Origin of the sequence: Saccharothrix obliqua, assembly GCF_019375475.1 — a bacterium.
GTDB classification, from domain to species: Bacteria; Actinomycetota; Actinomycetes; order Mycobacteriales; family Pseudonocardiaceae; genus Actinosynnema; species Actinosynnema obliqua.
Map to the genome: position 1 here is coordinate 1 of NZ_JAHXGQ010000016.1, position 17,302 is coordinate 17,302.

Sequence of the window (17,302 nt, forward strand, 5' to 3'; positions counted from 1 at the left end):
TGAGCTGGAACCCGGTCGCACCGCGGTCGTCGACACGACGGGGGAGGGGGACGAGGAGCGCTTCACCTTCCACGCCGGAACACCGGCACCCACGCCCTGACCCCGCCGCGTGCTTGGACCACGCTCACCGGCCCGCTCGGCCGTGCCGCGCTACCGCCCGCCCACGCCGCTGCCGCCCACGCCGCGCCACACCGCGCCGCCCACGCCACACCGCGCCGCCCACGCCACACCGCGCCGCCCACGCCACACCGCGCCGCCCACGCCACACCGCGCCGCCCACGCCACACCGCGCCGCCCACGCCACACCGCGCCATACCGCGCCGCCCGCCCGCGCCGCCCGCCCGCGCCGCCCGCCCGCGCCGCCCGCCGACGCCGCGCCGCCCGCCCGCGCCGCCCGCCGACGCCGCGCTGCCCTCCCGCGGCACGCGCCCGCGCTGCCGCCTGCTTGGGTTGGCGCGGTGTTCTCGCGCTTGGCCCCCGCGCTCGCCGGCTCGCCGGCACGCGTCGTGCCGCTTGCTCAAACTGCCGCTGGCTCGGGCTGCCGCGATGTCCCGCGCCCGGACCGCGCGGAGTCGTCCGCTCGGCCACCGGATCGGCCGTCCGCGTTGCCGGCACTCGACCCCGGGTTACGGAGCGCTCACCACCCGTGTCATCGTCGTGCGTCGACGGCACGTCGCGCGCGTGGTGTCGGAGCGATGCGGGACTACTTGTAGTTCAAGTAACTATGGCTCTCGGTGAGGTGGGCGTGCAGCTCGAACTCAGTGAACAGCGGTGGCAGGGGCTGCGTGCCGCGTTGCGGTCGGCGAGCGACCGGTTCGCCGACCTCGCGCGTTCCGCGCCACCGCCGACCCGGCTCGCGGTGGGCAGCTGGACCGCCGCCGAAACCCTCGCGCACACCGCGATCGTGGCCCACCTCAACGCGGGCGTGCTGCGCGACCCGACCGCGCCGCTGGGGGTCCCCGACGTCGACCGGCTGGTCCCGGGCACGACGCTCGGCGACATCGCGCACCTCAACGAGGTGGCGTTGCGCGTGTTCCCCGACCGGACGCCCGCCGCGCTGGCCGACCACCTGCGGGACGGTGTCGCGGAACTGCTCGACCGCAGCGCGACCCTCGACCCCCGCGGTCCCGCGACCTGGCTGGGCGGCGCGCGCCTGCCCGTCGCGGCGGTGCTGGCCCACCAGCTCAACGAAATCCTGATCCACGGGCACGACATCGCGCGGGCACGCGGGTCGCGCTGGCGGATCTCGTCGGTCGACGCGGCGCTCGCGTTCGAGTTGTTCCTGGTGCGCTTACTGGGCACCGACGAGCCCGGTCGGCTGTTCGGGGGCGCGCCGGCCGCCGGCGGTGGCCGCCGGGTCGCGATCGAGTTCCGGTCCCGGCACACCGCGCCGGTGGTGCTCGCCGCCGGCGGCGGCCGGGCGTCCGCGCAGCCGCCGGACGGCCACGCGGACGCCCGCGTCCGGTTCGAGCCGGCCGCGCTGATGCTCATCGTCTTCCGCCGCAGGCGACTGGCCCGCGCGCTCGCCACCGGCGAACTGGTCGCCACCGGCCGCCGCCCCTGGGCCGCCGTCTCCTACCTGCGGGGAATGCGCACGCCCTGACCGCCGAAGCCGTCGCCCGGGGTTCGGCCGCCCACCGCCGCGGGTCATCCGTGCTCCCCCCACCGGCAGGGCGGGGAAGTCGGGCCTGCCGCACCCGTCGCCGAGGGGTCCGCGCCTGCCGTCCCGACCGCTTGACAATACTTAAGAAAGATATAGCGTTATGGGAGGTAGCTGAGTTTGACCGCCTCGCGTGCCCCCGGGGCAGCGCGCCACTCGCGGTCCCAACTCGACAGACGCTGGAGGTGTCTGGATTGAGTCTTTCCAAGGAGACCTACGAGTCCCTGAACCTGGAGCCCAAGCCGATCCGTCCGCACATCCTCGCCGCCGCCACGGTGGTCTTCGGCGACGACTACTACGCGGGACGGCGGGAGACCATCAACCTCTCCGGCTTCGTGCAGCTCAACAAGTGGCCGATGCCCGGCTTCGAGCACACGGTGGACGAGAAGGGCTACGCGTCCTTCGAGACCGAGCTGATCAGCGCACCCGAGGTCGGCATCAAGGGCTTCAGCTACGAACTGGACGACCGGCTCCAGGTGCTGTCCAACCCGTTCCTGCCCAACTCGGGCCACGTCCGGCAGATCGTGCCGGGCAAGAACTTCCCGGCGGAGTTCTACATCCGCCGGTTCGGCATCCTGGAGAGCAGCACGTTGCGGCTGGCGCACCGCAACGTCATCGACATCCACGGCGTCGTGGACAGCGTGCCGCCGTTCAAGAAGCCGCTGACCGGCCCGTACCTGGGCAACCCGCGTGGTGACGGCCCGTTCGAGGTCGTGCAGGCGCCGAACGTCGTGCGCGGCACCACGCTGCCCGAGGCGTGGTACCCGGCCAACGACGAGAACGAGCCGATCGGCATCACGCCCGAGGTGTTCTTCGCCCCGAGCGCGGGCCCGTGCATGTCGATGCTGGTGGACCCGTCGCTCATCATGCAGGTGACCCTGGAGGGGCAGCTGGAGCTGGAGGTCGGCGGCAAGACCGTGCGGGTGGACCTCGCGGGTGACTACCGCAAGGCCGCGGGCGCGGAAGTCCTGCTGTTCGGCCCGGAGAAGCACAGCGACGGACCGGGTGTGCTGGCGCAGCTCTCGCGGGTCGCCGTCAGCGGCCACTGCGCCGAGCTGGGCGGCCGGGTCATGCTGCGCGCGTCGTGGCCGCGCGTGTCGGGCGGCACGCTGGGCGAGGGCACCGAGGACAGCCTGAGCCGCGTGAGCTTCCCGAGCGACCTGCACATCGACACCAACTTCGAGCTGTGCACGCCGCAGGGCACCCTCTACGCCGACAACTCCGTCCACGTGGCGGGCAAGCTGCGCGACGTCGAGGCGACCGGCACCGAACTGCGCATGGACGGCGCGGACGCACCGCTGGTGACCACGGGCAACGAGGTGCGGGCGCGCCTGACCGGCGTGTCGCTGGCCATGCGCGACGCGCACGTGGGCGAGACGGCCGCGGTCAACATCTGACGCCGGTCCGCCCGGTTGCGGTCTTGGTTTAAAACCAAATAGCATTATTCGGTGTCGTCCGGCTCGCCGGACGACACCCCACCGCGCACCCGGTCGAGAAGAGGGAGGCCGCCGCGTGGATGCCCGGCTCCTCGCCATGCACCAGGTGATGCTCGGCGACCGCGTGCGCATCGACGCCTACGACCGGGCCCTGGCACGTGCCGTCCGGCCGGGTGACGTGGTGGTGGACGTGGGCGCGGGCACGCTGGTGCTGTCCGTGCTGGCGCTCAAGCACGGTGCGGGTCACGTGTACGCGGTCGAAGCCGACCCCCGGATGGCCGCGCTCGCCGAGCGGATCGCCGCCGACAACGACTTCGGCGACCGGGTCACCGTCGTGCAGGGCGACGCGCGCGTGGTGCGCCTGCCCCGCAAGGCGGACGTAGTGGTCGCCGAGCTGATGGGCAACCTCGGCCCGGAGGAGGAGATGGTCGAGCTGGTCGCGGCCGTCGCGCGGCGCAACCTCGCGCCCGGCGGTCGGGTCGTGCCGCGCCGCCTCACCACCCACCTGACCGCCATCGAGTTCGACGGCGAGGGGTGGGGCGTGTGGCGGGACGACCACCTCGGCTACCGGCTCGACGCGGTGCGCGCCGGCGCGCCGCCCGGCCCCCAGCTGCACTTCTTCCAGCGCGCACCCCGGTTGCTCAGCGCGCACGTCCCGGTGGTGGACGCCGCCGTCGGCACGACCCGCGGCGGCCGGCCCACCCGCGCCGCGCCGCTGCCGATCGACCGGTCCGGCGAGCTGCACGCCGTGATGGGCCACTTCACCGCCGAGCTGGCCGACGGCGTCGCGCTGTCGAACTTCCCGTCCTACCCGGGCTGCAACTGGGCGGTGTGGACGTGGCCGGTCCGGCACACGCCCGTGCGGCCGGGTGACGACGTGGTCGCCGAGCTGCTGCCGCCGCCGCGCTCCGCCGCCGTGCGCGACGTCCTCGGGTGGCGGCTGGACTGCGCCATCTCCCGCCGAAGGAGCGCCTGATGCCCATGTCCGTCGGCACCGTCCGCGACATCCCGGTCCGCGCGCTGAAGCTGTGCGGCCTGACCTGGTCGGGCGAGTTCCTGTGGTTCTCCGAGGCGGTGTCCAATCAGATCATGGCCCTCGACCCGGTCAGCGGGGCCGTCGAGCGCCGCGTCGCGTGTCCCGGCGTGCGGACCGACCTGACCACCGTGGCCGGCAACCTGGTCCAGGTCGTCGGCGCGGAGCGGGCGCTGCGGCTGATCGACCCCGACACCGGCGCCACCGTCGTGGAGCTGCCCAACCCGCGCCCCGGCAACGTGCTGTGCGGATTGGAGGCCACCCACGAGGGGATCTGGTTCGGCTACGAGGACCTGCGCGTCCTCGACCTGCGCCGCCCCGACACCGGCGAGCTGGTCGACTCCATCCCGGTCGGCCGCCCGGTCGCGGGCCTCACCGCGTCGGACCGGTTCGTCGCCTACGCCGACCACCGGGCGGGCACCATCAACCTGGTCGACCTCGGCCTGCGGCGGGAGGTCGCCAGCTACGACGTCGCGGGCAACCCCACCGGCATCGCCTGGGACGGCAGCCGGATCTGGTACTGCGACCACACCACGCTGCAACTGCGGGCCATCGCCGTGCCCGGCATCAGCGGGGACGCCTGAACCGGGGGAGCGACCGATGCCCGACCGCGCCACCCCGTCACGCCTCGCGCTGGCCCTGCGTGCCGCGCGGGTGGCCGCCGTGCTGCTGGTCGTGCTCGCGCCCGCCCTCGTCGGCGGGTTGGTCAGGGGCGCGTTCTCCGGTCGGGAAGCCGCGCTGCGCCACCTGTGCCGGCGTGCCACGACCCTGCTGATCCGCCTCGGCCCGACGTTCGTCAAGGCCGGGCAGGTGCTCGGCACCCGCCGCGACGTGCTGCCGCCCGTGTTGTGCGACGAGCTGGCCGTGCTCCAGGACGACGTGCCGCCGATGGACCACGCCGAGACCGCGCGGGCGCTCGTCGAGGCGTTCGGCGACGACCTGGACGGCCTGTTCCGGGAGGTGGACCGGACACCGGTGGCGAGCGGCAGCGTGGCGTGCGTCTACCGCGCCCGGTTGCGGACCGGGCGGCGGGCGGCGTTGAAGCTGCGGCGGCCCGGCGTGGAGCGCGTGATGACGCTGGACCTGGTGCTGATGCGGCGGGGCGCGGCGCTCGTGGCGAAGCTGCCGGTGTTCCGGGGCGTGCCGGTGGTCGAGGTCGTGGCGCACGTGACCGGCGCGGTGTTCGACCAGCTCGACTTCGAGCGCGAGGCGGCGGCGCTGCGGCGGTTGCGGCGCAACCTCGCCGCCGTGCCGCGGGTGTGGGTGCCGGAGGTGTACGGCGAGGCGACCCGACCGCGCTGCATCGTCATGGAGTTCATCGGCGGCCTGGAGACCGGCGCCGCCGACCGGTGCTCGCCCGCCACCCGCCGGCGGTTCGCCGCGTCCGGGCTCGCCGCGATCTACCACATGCTGTTCGTGGACGGGTTCGTGCACTGCGACATGCACCCCGGCAACCTGTACTTCACCAGCTCGGCGCACGTGGTGGTGCTGGACGCGGGGTTCAGCGTGCAGCTCTCGGACGAGCTGCGCCGCCTGTTCGCGGAGTTCTTCATGAGCATGGCCACCGGGCGGGGCGACCGGGCCGCCGAGATCGTGGTGGAGAGCGCCACCGGGCTCTCGCCGGACGCCGACGTGGCGGGCTTCCTGCCGCGGATGGCGGAGCTGGTGGTGCGCAGCCACGGCCGGTCCGCCGAGGAGTTCAGCCTCGTCTCGTTCGCCGCGGAGATGTTCGACCTCCAGCGCGGCCACGGCGTGCACGCCGCGCCCGAGCTGATCTTCCCGTTGCTGTCGCTACTGGTCATCGAAGGAACCATCCGGGACCTCGACCCCGGCGCGGACTTCCAGGAGGCGGCGAAGCCCGTGCTGGTCAAGGGCCTGTTCGGGGCCCGCCCGGCGGGTCGCTGACGGAAACCACGAGCCGGCGATCCGCTTTAGGTCACAATAGTGGTGGAAGCGGAAAGGGGCGGGCCATGTCGACCAAGCGTACCTACCAGCAGTATTGCGGCCTCGCGTCGGGACTCGACGTCGTGGGCGAGCGGTGGACGTTGCTGATCGTGCGCGAGCTGCTGATGGGCCCGGCCCGTTACAGCGACATCCTGGCGAACCTGCCCGGTCTGGGCACGAACCTGCTGGCGGAGCGGCTGAAGTTCCTCGTGGAGCGCGGCGTGGTGGAGCAGGTCGACGTCCGCGGCACCGGCGCGCAGCTGGCGTACGCGTTGACGCCGGTCGGCGAGCAGCTGCGCCCGGTGGTCCTGGGCCTCGCCCGGTGGGGCATGGAGTTCGTCGGCGACCTGCGCCCGGAGGACGCCGTCCGCCCGCACTGGGGTTTCCTGGCGGTGGAGGCGATGCTCGACCCGGCGAAGGTGTCCGATGTGGACGAGCGGTACGAGTTCCGGGTGGACGACCAGGTGTTCCACATCGACGTGTCCGGCGGGCGGGCCCGCGCGGTGAAGGGCCCGGTCGAGGACCCCGCGATGGTGGCGAAGACCGACGCCGCCACGTTCGTGCAGATCGGCGCCGGCCGCCTGACGCCGCTGCTGGCCATGGTGACCGGCAGGCTGGCGCTGGAAGGCGACATGGACGCCGTGGTCCGGTGCTGCGAGGTGCTGGGGCTGGAGACCGGGATGGCGGCCCGGTCGCCGAAGCGGTCGACGCCCGTCGAGGCGGTCTGAACCCGACGAACACCCGACAACCGTTTGGAGGTGCGCCCCGGTGACGACACCCGAGGGCCTGTGGCCGGTGGACGCCGATGAGGAGTACCGACGGGCGCGGGCGGAGCTGTGGCACGCCGAACGGGACCTGCGCGACGCCGTGGAGGCCGTCGCCCGCGCCCGGCGTGCGCTGCCGTCCGGCGCCCGGCTGGGCGACTACGAGCTGGCGGAGGGCCCGGCGGACCCGGGACTGGACGAACCGGTGGTGACCCGCGGCCTGCCGGACCTGTTCGGCGACCACGCGACGCTGGTGGTGTACCACCTGATGTTCGGGCCGGGTCAGCGCGAAGCCTGCCGGATGTGCTCGATGTGGGTGGACGGCTTGCACGGCGTGTCCCACCACCTGGCTCGCCACACGGCCTTCGCGGTCGTGGCGGAGGCGTCCGTGCCGGAGTTGCGGGCGTGGGGCAGGCGGCGCGGCTGGGACGGGCTGCGGTTGGTGTCCGCGGGTGGGACGTCGTTCGGGCGGGACCTGGGCGCGGTCCGACCGGACGGGACGCTGCGGCCGGGCATCTCGGTGTTCCGCCGGGTGGACGGCGGTGTGCGGCACTTCTACACGATGTTCGCCGACTGGAGCGACGAGGAGCGCGAGCGCGGCATCGACCTGTACTCCCCGGTGTGGCAGGTGCTCGACCTGCTGCCGCAGGGGCGTGGCGACTGGTACGCGAGCAACCACTACGCGGGCCGGCTGCGCGGCTGACACCGGTTCGCGGCGGGGCCGCGCGGGTTGACGCCGGTTCCCGGTCGGCTGCGCGGGCCGGCAGCGGGTCGCGGCCGGCGCGCGGTTGGCAGCGTTCCCGGTCGGCTGCGCGGGCAGGCAGCGGTTCCCGGTCGGCTGCGCGGGGTTGGCACCGGTTCCCGGTCGGCCGCGCGGGTTGACACCGGTTCCGGGCGGGCCGTGCGGTCATCCGGGCGGCCGGCCCGGGGCGTTCCCGCGCTGCTGTGCGGTGGGGCCGCCCGCCTGAGCCGAGGTGGCCGGTCGTCGCGGGGTGAGCCGCCCGCGCGTCCGGTGGCGTCGACCGGTCCGCCGCGGGTTCCGCGGTCGGTCGGCGTCGACCGGTTGCCCCCGCACGGTTCCGGGCGGCTGGCCGGCGCACCGGATCGTGCTACGGTTTACTTGAAAAAAGAATCGTAACCCTGGTGCGCGGGGAGGGAACGTGGGGCGTGCGCGCGGTACCGCCGCGGACTTCGTCGCCGTGGCCCGGTCGTACGTGGACGCCCACCCCGACCTGTCGTCCGGGTCGGTGGACGAGGTGCCGGGGCTGGAACTCGACCTGGACGAGCGGTTCTGCCTGGAGGTCGCCGACGTGTACGACCGCGCGCCGCGGCTCTACTGGGACGACGAGATCGCCGGTCGCTATGCGTTATTCAAGCAGGCCAACCTGGTGCAGTACCAGGCGATCCGCGCGGCTGGCCTGGACGTGCGGCCGTGGGCCGACCGGCGCAACCCGTACCGCGACTCCCGCGACCTGGCGCGGCGGGTGCGGGAGTCCGGCGTGCTGCACGTGTTCCTCACCGCCGTCGGCCACGGGCCCGGGGAACCGGTCGGCTTCCACCCGCTGCGCGAACCCTCCGGGGTGGTGGAGCACGGGGTCGCGCTGACCCACAACGACGTCTTCCGCGTGGTCCACGACGTGTTCGGCCACGTCATGCACGGCCACTCCTTCGGCCCGAGCGGCGAGTTCCGGGCGACCCGCACCCACCTGCCGATGTACCCGGTGGAGGTGCACCCGGTGCTGCTCACCGAACAGGTAGGCCAGGTCTGCTGGTTCTTCTTCGGCCCGCACCTGCGCACCGCGGGCCGCGTGCCGAACCGCGGCGAACCCGGCCACACGCCGCCCGACCGGCGGCCCTACCCGGAGCAGAAGGTCTTCCCGCTGTCGCCGGACCACGTGGCCCGGTTCACGAGCCTGTTCAAGGAGGGGCACGGATGACGCGCGCCGCCGCCCTGCCCGCCGCGGTGCGGGCGGACTTCCCGATCCTCGCCCACCGCGGCGGCACGTACCTGGACAACGCCGCCACCACCCACAAGCCGCGAGCCGTCCTGGACGCCCTCACGTCCTACTACACCACCACCAACAGCAACGTCGGCCGCGGCTACCACGAACTCGGCAGGCTCTCCACCGACGCGTACGAGCAGGCCCGCGGCGACGTGCGGGCCGCCCTGGGCGCGCGGCACCCGGACGAGGTGGTGTTCACCGCCGGCACCACCGACGCGGTGAACACCGTGGCCGACGGGCTCGGCCGCCGCCTGGTCGGGCCGGGTGACGCGGTGCTGGTGAGCGGGCTGGAGCACAACTCGAACCTGCTGCCGTGGCGCAGGCTCGCCGAGGAGACCGGGGCCGACCTGCTCGTCGCGCCGGTCGACGAGCGCGGCCGGATCGACGTCGCCGGGTTCGCCGCCCTGCTCGGCCCGCGCGTGCGCCTGGTCGCGATCTCGCACGTGTCCAACGTGCTGGGCACCGTCAACCCGGTCGCCGAACTCGTCGCGCTGGCGCACCGGCACGGCGCGGTGGTCCTGGTGGACGGCGCGCAGGCCGTGCCGCACCGGCCCGTCGACGTGCGTGCCCTGGACGCCGACTTCTACTGCTTCTCCGCGCACAAGGTGTACGGCCCGATGGGCGTCGGCGTGCTGTACGGCAAGCGGGAGCTGCTGGCCGAGCTGCGCCCGGTGCGGGTCGGCGGCGGCACGGTCAAGGGTGTCAGCGCGACCGAGCCGGTGCGGTACGTGCCGGTCCCCGCGCGGCTGGAGGCGGGCACGCCGGACGTGGCGGGCGCCGTGGCGCTGGCCGCCGCGCTGGCCTACCTCGGCGGGCTGGGCCACGACGCGGTGCGCGTCCACGACGAGCACCTGGTCCGGTACGCCGTGCGGCGGCTGTCCGAACTGCCCGGCGTGCGCGTGGTGGGCGCGCCGGAGGAGACGCCGAGCGGCATCGTGTCGTTCGTCGTGGACGGCATCCACCCCTACGACGTGGGTTCGCACCTGGACGGGCGGGGCATCGCGGTGCGCTGCGGCGTGCACTGCGCCAGCACGTTCCTGGACCGGCTCGGCCTCGTCGGCACGGTCCGCGCGTCCTTCGCCGTCTACAACACCGAGTCCGATGTGGACGCCGCGGTGGACGCGCTCGGCTCGGTGCGCCCGGGTTTCTGGACCACCGAGCACCCCGACACCCGTTTCCTGTGACCGGGAGGCCCCGTGACCGCGACGAGTGACGCGGACCCGATCCGCGCCGAGCAGACCGCCACCTGGGACGCGGTCAGCGCCGGCTGGCTGGCGTGGACCGGGGAGTTCGAACGGGCGGCGGGTGCGGTGTCCGCCGAGCTGGTCCGGCTCGGCGGGGTGCGGCCGGGGCAGTCGGTGCTGGACTTCGGCACCGGCCTCGGCGAACCCGCGCTGACCGCCGCCGACGTCGTCGGCCCGACCGGTGAGGTGGTGGGCGTCGACCTGTCGCCGCGGATGGTGGCGCGGGCGCGGGAGCGCGCGGCCGGCCGGGCGAACACGCGGTTCCTGGTGGGCGGTGCGGAGGCCGCGCCCGGCGGGCACGACGTGGTGCTCAGCCGCTGGGCGCTGCCGTTCGCGGGCGACGTCCCGGCGACGTTGCGCGCGTTGCGGTCGGCGCTGCGGCCCGGCGGTGTCCTGGCGGCGGCCGTGTGGGGTCCGCCGGCCGAGGTGCCGATGATCGCGCTGGGCTTCGGCGCGCTGTCCCGGCTGCTCGCCCTGGACCCGCCGCCGCACGGGCCGGGGCCGTTCGCGCTGGCCGACCCGGAGCGCGTGCGCGCCGGGTTCGCCGCCGCCGGGTTCCGGGACGTCGTGGTGACCGGGATGGTGGTGGACTTCCGGCTGGCCGGGCCGGAGGCGTTCGCCGGGTTCACCCTCGACGTGCTGCCGCCGCGGCTGCGCGGCCTGCTGCGCGACCGGTTCGGCGACGAGCGGCACCCGAGCGTGCGGCAGGCGCTCGCCGAGGCGGCCGACGGGTTCCGCGTCGACGGCGGGGTGCGGCTGCCCTCGCGGTGCCTGCTGGTCCGCGGTGCCCGCCCATGAGGTTCGACACGAAGCTGGTGCACGTCGGCCAGGAGCCGCCCGCCGGGACCGGCGACCTGGTGCCGCCGCTGCACCTGGCGTCGACCTACGAGCGGGACGTGCAGGACCCCGTGCGCTGGTTCTACGCCAGGGGCGAGAACCCGACCCGGGAGGACCTGGAACGGGTGCTCGCGGCGCTGGAGGACGTGCGGTTCGCGACCGCGTTCGCCTCCGGGCAGGCCGCCGGCGCGACCGCGCTGGCCGTCCTCGCCCGGCGGCTGGTCATCGTGTCGGACGACGTGTACGGCGGCACGCACGCGTTGATGGGCACCGTCGCCGACCGCGGCGTGGAGGTCCGGTACGCGGACCTGGCCGACCCCGGGGTGGCGGACCGCGTCCTGGCCGCCGCGCCGCCGGGCGCGCTGGTGTGGGTGGAGACCCCGACCAACCCGCTGCTCAAGGTGGTGGACGTGGCGCGGGTGGCGCGGCAGGCCCACGAGGCGGGCGCGGTCGTGCTGGTGGACAACACGGTGGCCGGGCCGGCCCTCCAACGCCCGCTCGCGCTCGGCGCGGACGTGTCGCTCTACAGCACCACGAAGTCCGTCGCCGGGCACCTCGACGTGCTGGGCGGCGCGTTGGTGCACGACCGGGAAGACCTGCACGAGGCGTTCACCGCGCACCGCACCGCGGTGGGCAGCGTGCCGGGCCCGTTCGACTGCTTCCTGGTGCACCGGGGCCTGAAGACGTTGTCGTTGCGCGCGGAGCGCCAGGTGGCCACCACCGGGAAGCTGGTGGCGGAGCTGTGCGCCTCGCCCGCCGTGGCCGAGGTGCGCTACCCGGGCCTGCCGGGGCACCCCGGCCACGAGGTCGCGGCGCGGCAGATGTCCGGCGGCGGTTCGCTGGTGTCGTTCCGGTACCGGGGCGACGTCGGCGCGTTCCTGCGCCGCCTGCGCCTGTTCGGCAACGCCGTGAGCCTCGGTGGCGTGCGCTCGCTCGCGAGCCGCCCCGCCACCACCACGCACCGGCCGGTGCCGCCGGACCTGCGTGCCCGGCTGGGCATCACCGAGGACCTGGTGCGGATGTCGATCGGCATCGAGGACCCCGAGGACCTGCTCGACGACCTGAGGAACGCGCTGGGCGGAGGAGCGGCATGGCGGAGCTGACCCTGCTCGACGGCGCGGTGGCGACCGAACTCCAGCGGCGCGGCGTGCCCGTGGCCGCCCCGTGGTGGACGACCCGGGCCGTGCTCAACGGGCGGAACCGGGACGTGCTGCGCGCGGTGCACGAGGAGTACGCGACCGCCGGGGCCCGCGTGATCACGGCGAACACGTTCCGCTGCAACCTGCGTGCCTTGGCGCGCAACGGGTTGGCCGACGCCGGTCTCGCCTGGATGGTGCACGCGGCGGTGGGTGTCGCGGAAGCCGCGCGCGACTCGGCAGGCGGCCGGGTCCGGGTGGCCGGCTCGGTCGCGCCCGTGGAGGACTGCTACCGCCCGGACCTGGTGCCGCCGGACGACGAGCTGCGTGCCGAGCACCGCTGGCTGGTGGTGGAGCTGCTGCGGGCGGGTGTGGACCTGGTGCTGGTGGAGACCATGAACACGGTGCGGGAGGCGCGGATCGCGGTGGGCGAGGCGGTCGCGGCGGGTGCGCCGACGTGGGTCTCGTTCGCGTGCGGGCCGGGCGCGCGGCTGCTGTCCGGCGAGCCCCTGGCCGGGGCGGCGCGTGCGGCGGAGGCCGCGGGCGCGTCGGCCGTGCTGGTGAACTGCACGCGCCCGGAGCACGTCGAGGCGTGCCTGGTCGCGCTCGGCGACGCGTGTGCCGGACCGTTCGGCGCCTACCCCAACGTGGAGGACCGCGCGGGCCTGCCCGAGCGCGGGCACGTGGACCGGCACGTGCCGGCCGACGTCGGGCCGGCGGAGTTCGGGTCGCTCGTCGCGCGTTGGCACGCGGATCTCGGCGCGTCCCTGCTCGGCGGGTGTTGCGGCACCACACCGGAGCACATCGCGGCGGCGCGGGCGGCGACCGCCGTGCCGGCACCGTGATCACGGGCGCGACTACCATGGGCCACCCGGGAGCGAGGTGGGTCTGTGGTGTCGTCGAAACGCGACTACGGCCAGTTCTGCGGCCTGGCGGGCGCGCTGAACGTGATCGGCGAGCGGTGGACGCTGCTGGTCGTCCGCGAGCTGCTGATCGGGCCGGCGCGGTTCACCGAGCTGATCGACGACCTGCCCGGTATCGGGCCGAACCTGCTCACCGAGCGGCTGCGCGGCCTGGTGGAGCGCGGTGTGGTGACGCAGCAGCCGGTGCCGGGCGACGGCCGCGCGCGGCAGTACGCGCTGACCCCGGTGGGGGAGGAGCTGGCCGGGCCGGTGCTGGCCCTGGCCCGCTGGGGCCTGCGGTTCCTGGACGAGGAGGACTCGACCGGCGCGACCCGCGCGAAGTGGGGTTTCCTCGCCGTGCAGGCGATGGTGCGCGAGGACCGCGTGCCGGACGTGGACGAGGTCTACGAGTTCCGGGTGGCGGGGCAGGTGTTCACCATCGCCGTGACGGCGGGCGCGGTGGCGTTCGGGCGTGGACCGCGGACCGCGCCGGACCTGGCGGTGGAGTGCGACGCGGACACCTTCGTGCGGATCGGCGCGCGGATGCTCTCGCCGCTGCGGGCGATCGCGACCGGCGCGGTGAAGATCAGCGGCTCGCCCGCCGCCGCCGAGCGCTGCACGCGGATGCTCGGGCTGACCTGATCGACGGCGCCGGGGCGCGGCCGTGACGCGCCGGGGCGCGGGGGTGGCCGCCGGTGAGCGCGCCGCGCCCGTGCGGCTGGCGCGTTCCGCGCTCACGCCACGCGCGTCGGCCGGTCCCGACGCCGACCGGTGGTTCGCCGAACGCGCCGCCGGTGTCGAGTTCGCGGTCCGGGACGTGCCGCTGGACGGCCTGCCCGGCTGGCGCACCGACCCGGGGACCGGCGACCTGACGCACCGCAGCGGTCGCTTCTTCGCCGTGCGCGGCATCGACGTGCACCTGCCCGGCCACGAGGTGCCGCGCTGGGACCAGCCGATCATCCACCAGCCCGAGGTGGGCGTGCTGGGCATCCTGGTCCGCGAGTTCGGCGGCGTGCCGCACCTGCTGATGCAGGCGAAGGTGGAGCCGGGCAACGTCAACGGCGTCCAGCTCTCGCCGACCGTGCAGGCCACCCGCAGCAACTACACCGGCGTGCACCGGGGCCGCGCGGTGCCCTACCTCAGCCATTTCCTGGACGTGCCGGAGGACCGGGTCCTGGTGGACGTGCGGCACTCCGAGCAGGGCGCCTGGTTCTACCGCAAGCGCAACCGGAACGTCGTGGTGGAGGTCGCCGAGGACCTGGAGGTGCTGGACGGCTTCCGCTGGCACACGCTCGGCGAGGTGCACCGGGCGCTCGCCCGGGACGACGTGGTCAACATGGACGCCCGCACCGTGCTGGCGTGCCTGCCGTTCGCGGGCGGCGGCGCGGCGGCGCTGCTGGGCGCCGGTCCGGGCGACGGGTTCCGGGCGGCGCTGGCGCGCTCGTGCGACCCGGCCGCGGGCAGCACGCACACCACCGGCGAGCTGCTGCGCTGGATCAGCGAGATCCGCACCCGCGTCGACCTGCGCACCGCGACCGCGCCGCTGGCCGGCCTGGCGGACTGGCGGCGGACCCCGGACCGGATCTCGCACCGCACCGGCGCGTTCTTCGACGTGGTGGGCGTGTCGGTGCACGCGCCGGACCGCGAGGTGGCGAGCTGGTCGCAGCCCATGGTGCGGCCGTGCGGCGTCGGCCTGGTGGCGTTCCTGGCGACTTCGATCGGCGGGGTGCTGCACGTCCTGGTGCACGCGCGCGCGGAGGCGGGCTGCGTGGACGTGGTGGAACTCGCGCCGACCGTGCAGTGCACCCCGGACAACTACCGCCACCTGCCCGCGCGTGCCCGGCCACGCCACCTGGACGCGGTGCTGGGCGCACCGCCGGAGCAGGTGCGGCTCGCGGTCACGCAGTCCGAGGAGGGCGGCCGGTTCTTCCACGCGCGGACCCGGCACGTGGTGGTGGAGGTGGACTCGCCGGACGACGCCGAGACGCCGGGCTACCGCTGGGTGGCCCTGCACCAGCTGGTGGACCTGCTCCGGCACAGCCACTACGTGAACATCCAGGCGCGGAGCCTGGTGGCGTGCCTGTACGGGGTGGCGGCCGGTGGGGCGCGAGGCGTTCAGTCGGACATCGCGTCGAGGTAGCGCTCCAGGTCGTCCAACCGGCTGGACCACAACCTGCGGTAGGGCTCCAGCCAGCGGTCGAGTTCCATCAGCGGTTCCGGGCACAGCTCGTAGACGCGGCGCTGGGCCTCCTTGCGCGCGCGGACGATACCGGCGTCGCGCAGCACCTTCAGGTGCTTGGAGGTACCGGGCTGCGAGATGCCCAGTTGCTCGACCAGCTCTCCGACCGGTCGGGGCCGTTCGAGCAGAAGCTCGACGATGCGCCGACGGGCCGGATCGGCCAGTACGGCGAACACGGCGGCCATGACCCGAACAATACTTGCACTGTGTATGCCTGGCAAGTTATGGACGGGTGGCCGTCCGACTGCTGGGAGCAGGGGTTGGCGGGTTGCTCCGTGTGGGACCGTATCGCTACTCTTTTTTAAAGTGTTCGCTCGCGGCTAACTGGGAGTCCCCATGCGCGGATACGCATCGACCCGACCGTGGAGCACGAGGGGGTTGGTCGTGGCCGGCGTGCTCCTGGCGGTGGTGGGGCTGCTCACCGCCGCCGTGCCCGCCGGTCACGCCCGGGTCGAGGTGACGTCGTCCAGCGTCGTCGGCACGGACGGTCGCACCTACCGGGCCACGAACCACCTCGTGCCGCTGCCCGACCGCCACCGGCCCCGCGAGTGGCTGCTCGCGTGGGCGGGCGACGCCGACAACAGCCGGGGCACCGACCCGGACTTCCTCGCCGTCATCGACGCCACCAAGGGTTCGCCGACGTACGGCAGGGTGGTGAACACCGCCGTGCTCAGCCCCCAGGTCGGCAGCGAGCCGCACCACATGCAGTACGTCTGGCACGCGGGCGACCGCGTCTACGCCGGCGCGATGTTCACCGACACCACGTTCGTGCTGGACGTGTCGAGGCTGCCCGAGGTCCGGCTGACCGGGATCAACCTCGGCGCGGACACGCCCTGCGCCTCCGTGCCCGACGCCTACTGGGTGCTGCGCGACGGCACCGCGTACGGGTCGTACATGGGCGGTCCCGACGTCTCGGGACCGTGCACCTACAGCAACGGCGAAACGCGCGTCGGCAACGGTTTCGCCGGTTCGCCGGGCGGCATCGTGCGCATCGGCGAGGACGGCAGGACCCTCAGCGAGACGCCGGCCTCCACCCCGGACGCCGAACTGCCCGAGCTGTGCGGCAACGTGCCGCCGCTGCCCCGGCCGAGCTGCGCGAACCCGCACGGCGTCCAGGCCCGCGAGGACCTGGACCGGTTGCTGGTCAGCGACTTCGCCGAGGTGCGCAACTACCTCGACCCGGACACCGTGCAGCTCGACCCCAAGCTGCTGCGGACCACCGTGCGGATCTTCGACATCGCCGACCGCGACAACCCGAAGCTGGTGTCGGTGACCCCGCTGCCCGTCGGCCCGCGCCAGGACGAGGCGGTGTTCGAGGAGAACCAGATGGTCATGGAGACGACCGTGACCAACCGCAGGCACAACAAGGGCGCGTTCGCGGGCACGATGGCGGGCGGCGCGATCTACTACACACCCGACATCACCGATCCCACGCCCGAGTGGCGGCAGGTGTTCGACAACACCGCCGCCTACCGCGAGTTCGACCCGACCGGTGTGCTCAGCGGTCGGCTCAGCGGCGGGAGCTGGCTCCAGACCAGTCCCGACGACCGGTACCTGTTCAACGCCGTGATGGGCTCCGACCCGCGGCTCAAGCCCGAGCAGAACAGCGGCATGGTGTACGTGCTGGACATCCGGCGGCTGCTCGCGGCCGGCGACGACCCGCGCTGCCGGGTGGACACCCCCGACGAGGTGACCGGCGGCGGTGTGGAAGCGGACTGCCCGGCGCTGGTGGACGTGCTGCCGATCAAGGGCGGTGTCGGCGGGCCGAAGGGCCGGGTCGCGGTCGGTCCCCACTGGGGCGCGATGGACAACTTCGAGCGCGGGCGGGACGGCCGGTACCGGGAGACCGGTGACATCAAGCGGCTCGCCACCGCGAACTACTTCGTCGCGCAGACCGGTATCGACGGCGACCACCGGGTGTGCGTGATCGAGTTCGACGGCCGGGACGGGCTCCGGCTGGACGAGTCGTTCCGCGACGAGAACGACCAGGCACCGTGCGTCGACTTCGAACGGGCGAGCTGGCCGCACGGCGACCACGGTGGGGCGCGACCGCACGGCGTGCTGTTCGCGGTCGCCGCGAAACACGTGCGCTGATCCGGCCGGG

Annotated in this window: 16 protein-coding genes; 15 read left to right on the forward strand and 1 reads right to left on the reverse strand. The window is 74.2% G+C overall.

The genetic code is table 11. The features are described from left to right. The first annotated feature begins 724 nt into the window (after positions 1–724). The 14 genes from KZQ38_RS32995 (at position 725) to KZQ38_RS33060 (ending at position 15,099) form a co-directional block, all read left to right on the forward strand. Positions 725–1,603, forward strand: coding sequence for a maleylpyruvate isomerase N-terminal domain-containing protein (locus KZQ38_RS32995; protein WP_219447938.1), 879 nt, complete (start codon positions 725–727; stop codon positions 1,601–1,603). A gap of 251 nt (positions 1,604–1,854) precedes the next feature. Continuing rightward, positions 1,855–3,057, forward strand: a complete 1,203-nt coding sequence (locus KZQ38_RS33000; protein ID WP_219447939.1) for a DUF6004 family protein — start codon at positions 1,855–1,857, stop codon at positions 3,055–3,057. Between the two features lie 115 nt (positions 3,058–3,172). Then, positions 3,173–4,072: a class I SAM-dependent methyltransferase gene (locus KZQ38_RS33005; protein ID WP_219447940.1), complete on the forward strand. Its 900-nt coding sequence runs from the start codon at positions 3,173–3,175 to the stop codon at positions 4,070–4,072. Further along, the gene (locus tag KZQ38_RS33010; protein WP_219447941.1) at positions 4,072–4,713 is read left to right on the forward strand and encodes an NHL repeat-containing protein; all 642 of its coding nucleotides are present in this window, start codon (positions 4,072–4,074) and stop codon (positions 4,711–4,713) included. The genes KZQ38_RS33005 and KZQ38_RS33010 overlap by 1 nt, the downstream gene beginning before the upstream one ends. 16 nt (positions 4,714–4,729) lie before the next feature. Continuing rightward, entirely contained in the window at positions 4,730–6,034 is a 1,305-nt protein-coding gene (locus KZQ38_RS33015) for an ABC1 kinase family protein (protein ID WP_219447942.1), read from the forward strand. Positions 6,035–6,099: 65 nt separating this feature from the next. Continuing rightward, the gene (locus KZQ38_RS33020) at positions 6,100–6,801 is read left to right on the forward strand and encodes a winged helix-turn-helix transcriptional regulator (protein WP_219447944.1); all 702 of its coding nucleotides are present in this window, start codon (positions 6,100–6,102) and stop codon (positions 6,799–6,801) included. A 40-nt stretch (positions 6,802–6,841) separates the two neighbouring features. After that, on the forward strand, positions 6,842–7,540 hold the full coding sequence (locus KZQ38_RS33025) for a DUF899 family protein (RefSeq protein WP_219447945.1): 699 nt from the start codon (positions 6,842–6,844) through the stop codon (positions 7,538–7,540). 457 nt (positions 7,541–7,997) lie between these two features. Then, positions 7,998–8,774, forward strand: coding sequence for a crotonobetainyl-CoA--carnitine CoA-transferase (locus KZQ38_RS33030; RefSeq protein ID WP_219447946.1), 777 nt, complete (start codon positions 7,998–8,000; stop codon positions 8,772–8,774). Continuing rightward, complete coding sequence (locus tag KZQ38_RS33035; RefSeq protein WP_219447947.1) at positions 8,771–10,024, forward strand: aminotransferase class V-fold PLP-dependent enzyme; 1,254 nt, start codon at positions 8,771–8,773, stop codon at positions 10,022–10,024. Before KZQ38_RS33030 ends, KZQ38_RS33035 begins: the two co-directional genes overlap by 4 nt. 12 nt (positions 10,025–10,036) lie before the next feature. Further along, positions 10,037–10,882 carry a class I SAM-dependent methyltransferase gene (locus KZQ38_RS33040; RefSeq protein ID WP_219447948.1) on the forward strand — a complete coding sequence of 282 codons (846 nt, stop codon included), beginning with the start codon at positions 10,037–10,039 and terminating at the stop codon, positions 10,880–10,882. Continuing rightward, positions 10,879–12,024, forward strand: coding sequence for a trans-sulfuration enzyme family protein (locus KZQ38_RS33045; RefSeq protein ID WP_219447949.1), 1,146 nt, complete (start codon positions 10,879–10,881; stop codon positions 12,022–12,024). The genes KZQ38_RS33040 and KZQ38_RS33045 overlap by 4 nt, the downstream gene beginning before the upstream one ends. After that, positions 12,012–12,902, forward strand: a complete 891-nt coding sequence (locus KZQ38_RS33050) for a homocysteine S-methyltransferase family protein (RefSeq protein ID WP_219447950.1) — start codon at positions 12,012–12,014, stop codon at positions 12,900–12,902. The genes KZQ38_RS33045 and KZQ38_RS33050 overlap by 13 nt, the downstream gene beginning before the upstream one ends. Positions 12,903–12,950: 48 nt before the next feature. Then, entirely contained in the window at positions 12,951–13,601 is a 651-nt protein-coding gene (locus tag KZQ38_RS33055; protein WP_219447951.1) for a winged helix-turn-helix transcriptional regulator, read from the forward strand. Positions 13,602–13,623: 22 nt separating this feature from the next. Beyond that, positions 13,624–15,099, forward strand: coding sequence for an NDP-hexose 2,3-dehydratase family protein (locus KZQ38_RS33060; RefSeq protein ID WP_308258710.1), 1,476 nt, complete (start codon positions 13,624–13,626; stop codon positions 15,097–15,099). On the opposite strand, the gene KZQ38_RS33065 is transcribed toward KZQ38_RS33060, so the two are convergent. Next, a complete protein-coding gene (locus KZQ38_RS33065; RefSeq protein WP_219447952.1) occupies positions 15,075–15,383 on the reverse strand; it encodes an ArsR/SmtB family transcription factor in 309 nt (102 codons plus the stop codon). The genes KZQ38_RS33060 and KZQ38_RS33065 overlap by 25 nt on opposite strands. 151 nt (positions 15,384–15,534) lie before the next feature. On the opposite strand from KZQ38_RS33065, the gene KZQ38_RS33070 reads away from it, so the two are divergent. After that, positions 15,535–17,292 (forward strand): selenium-binding family protein, encoded by a 1,758-nt coding sequence (locus KZQ38_RS33070; RefSeq protein WP_257902838.1) that lies wholly within the window; start codon positions 15,535–15,537, stop codon positions 17,290–17,292. Positions 17,293–17,302 lie beyond the last annotated feature (10 nt).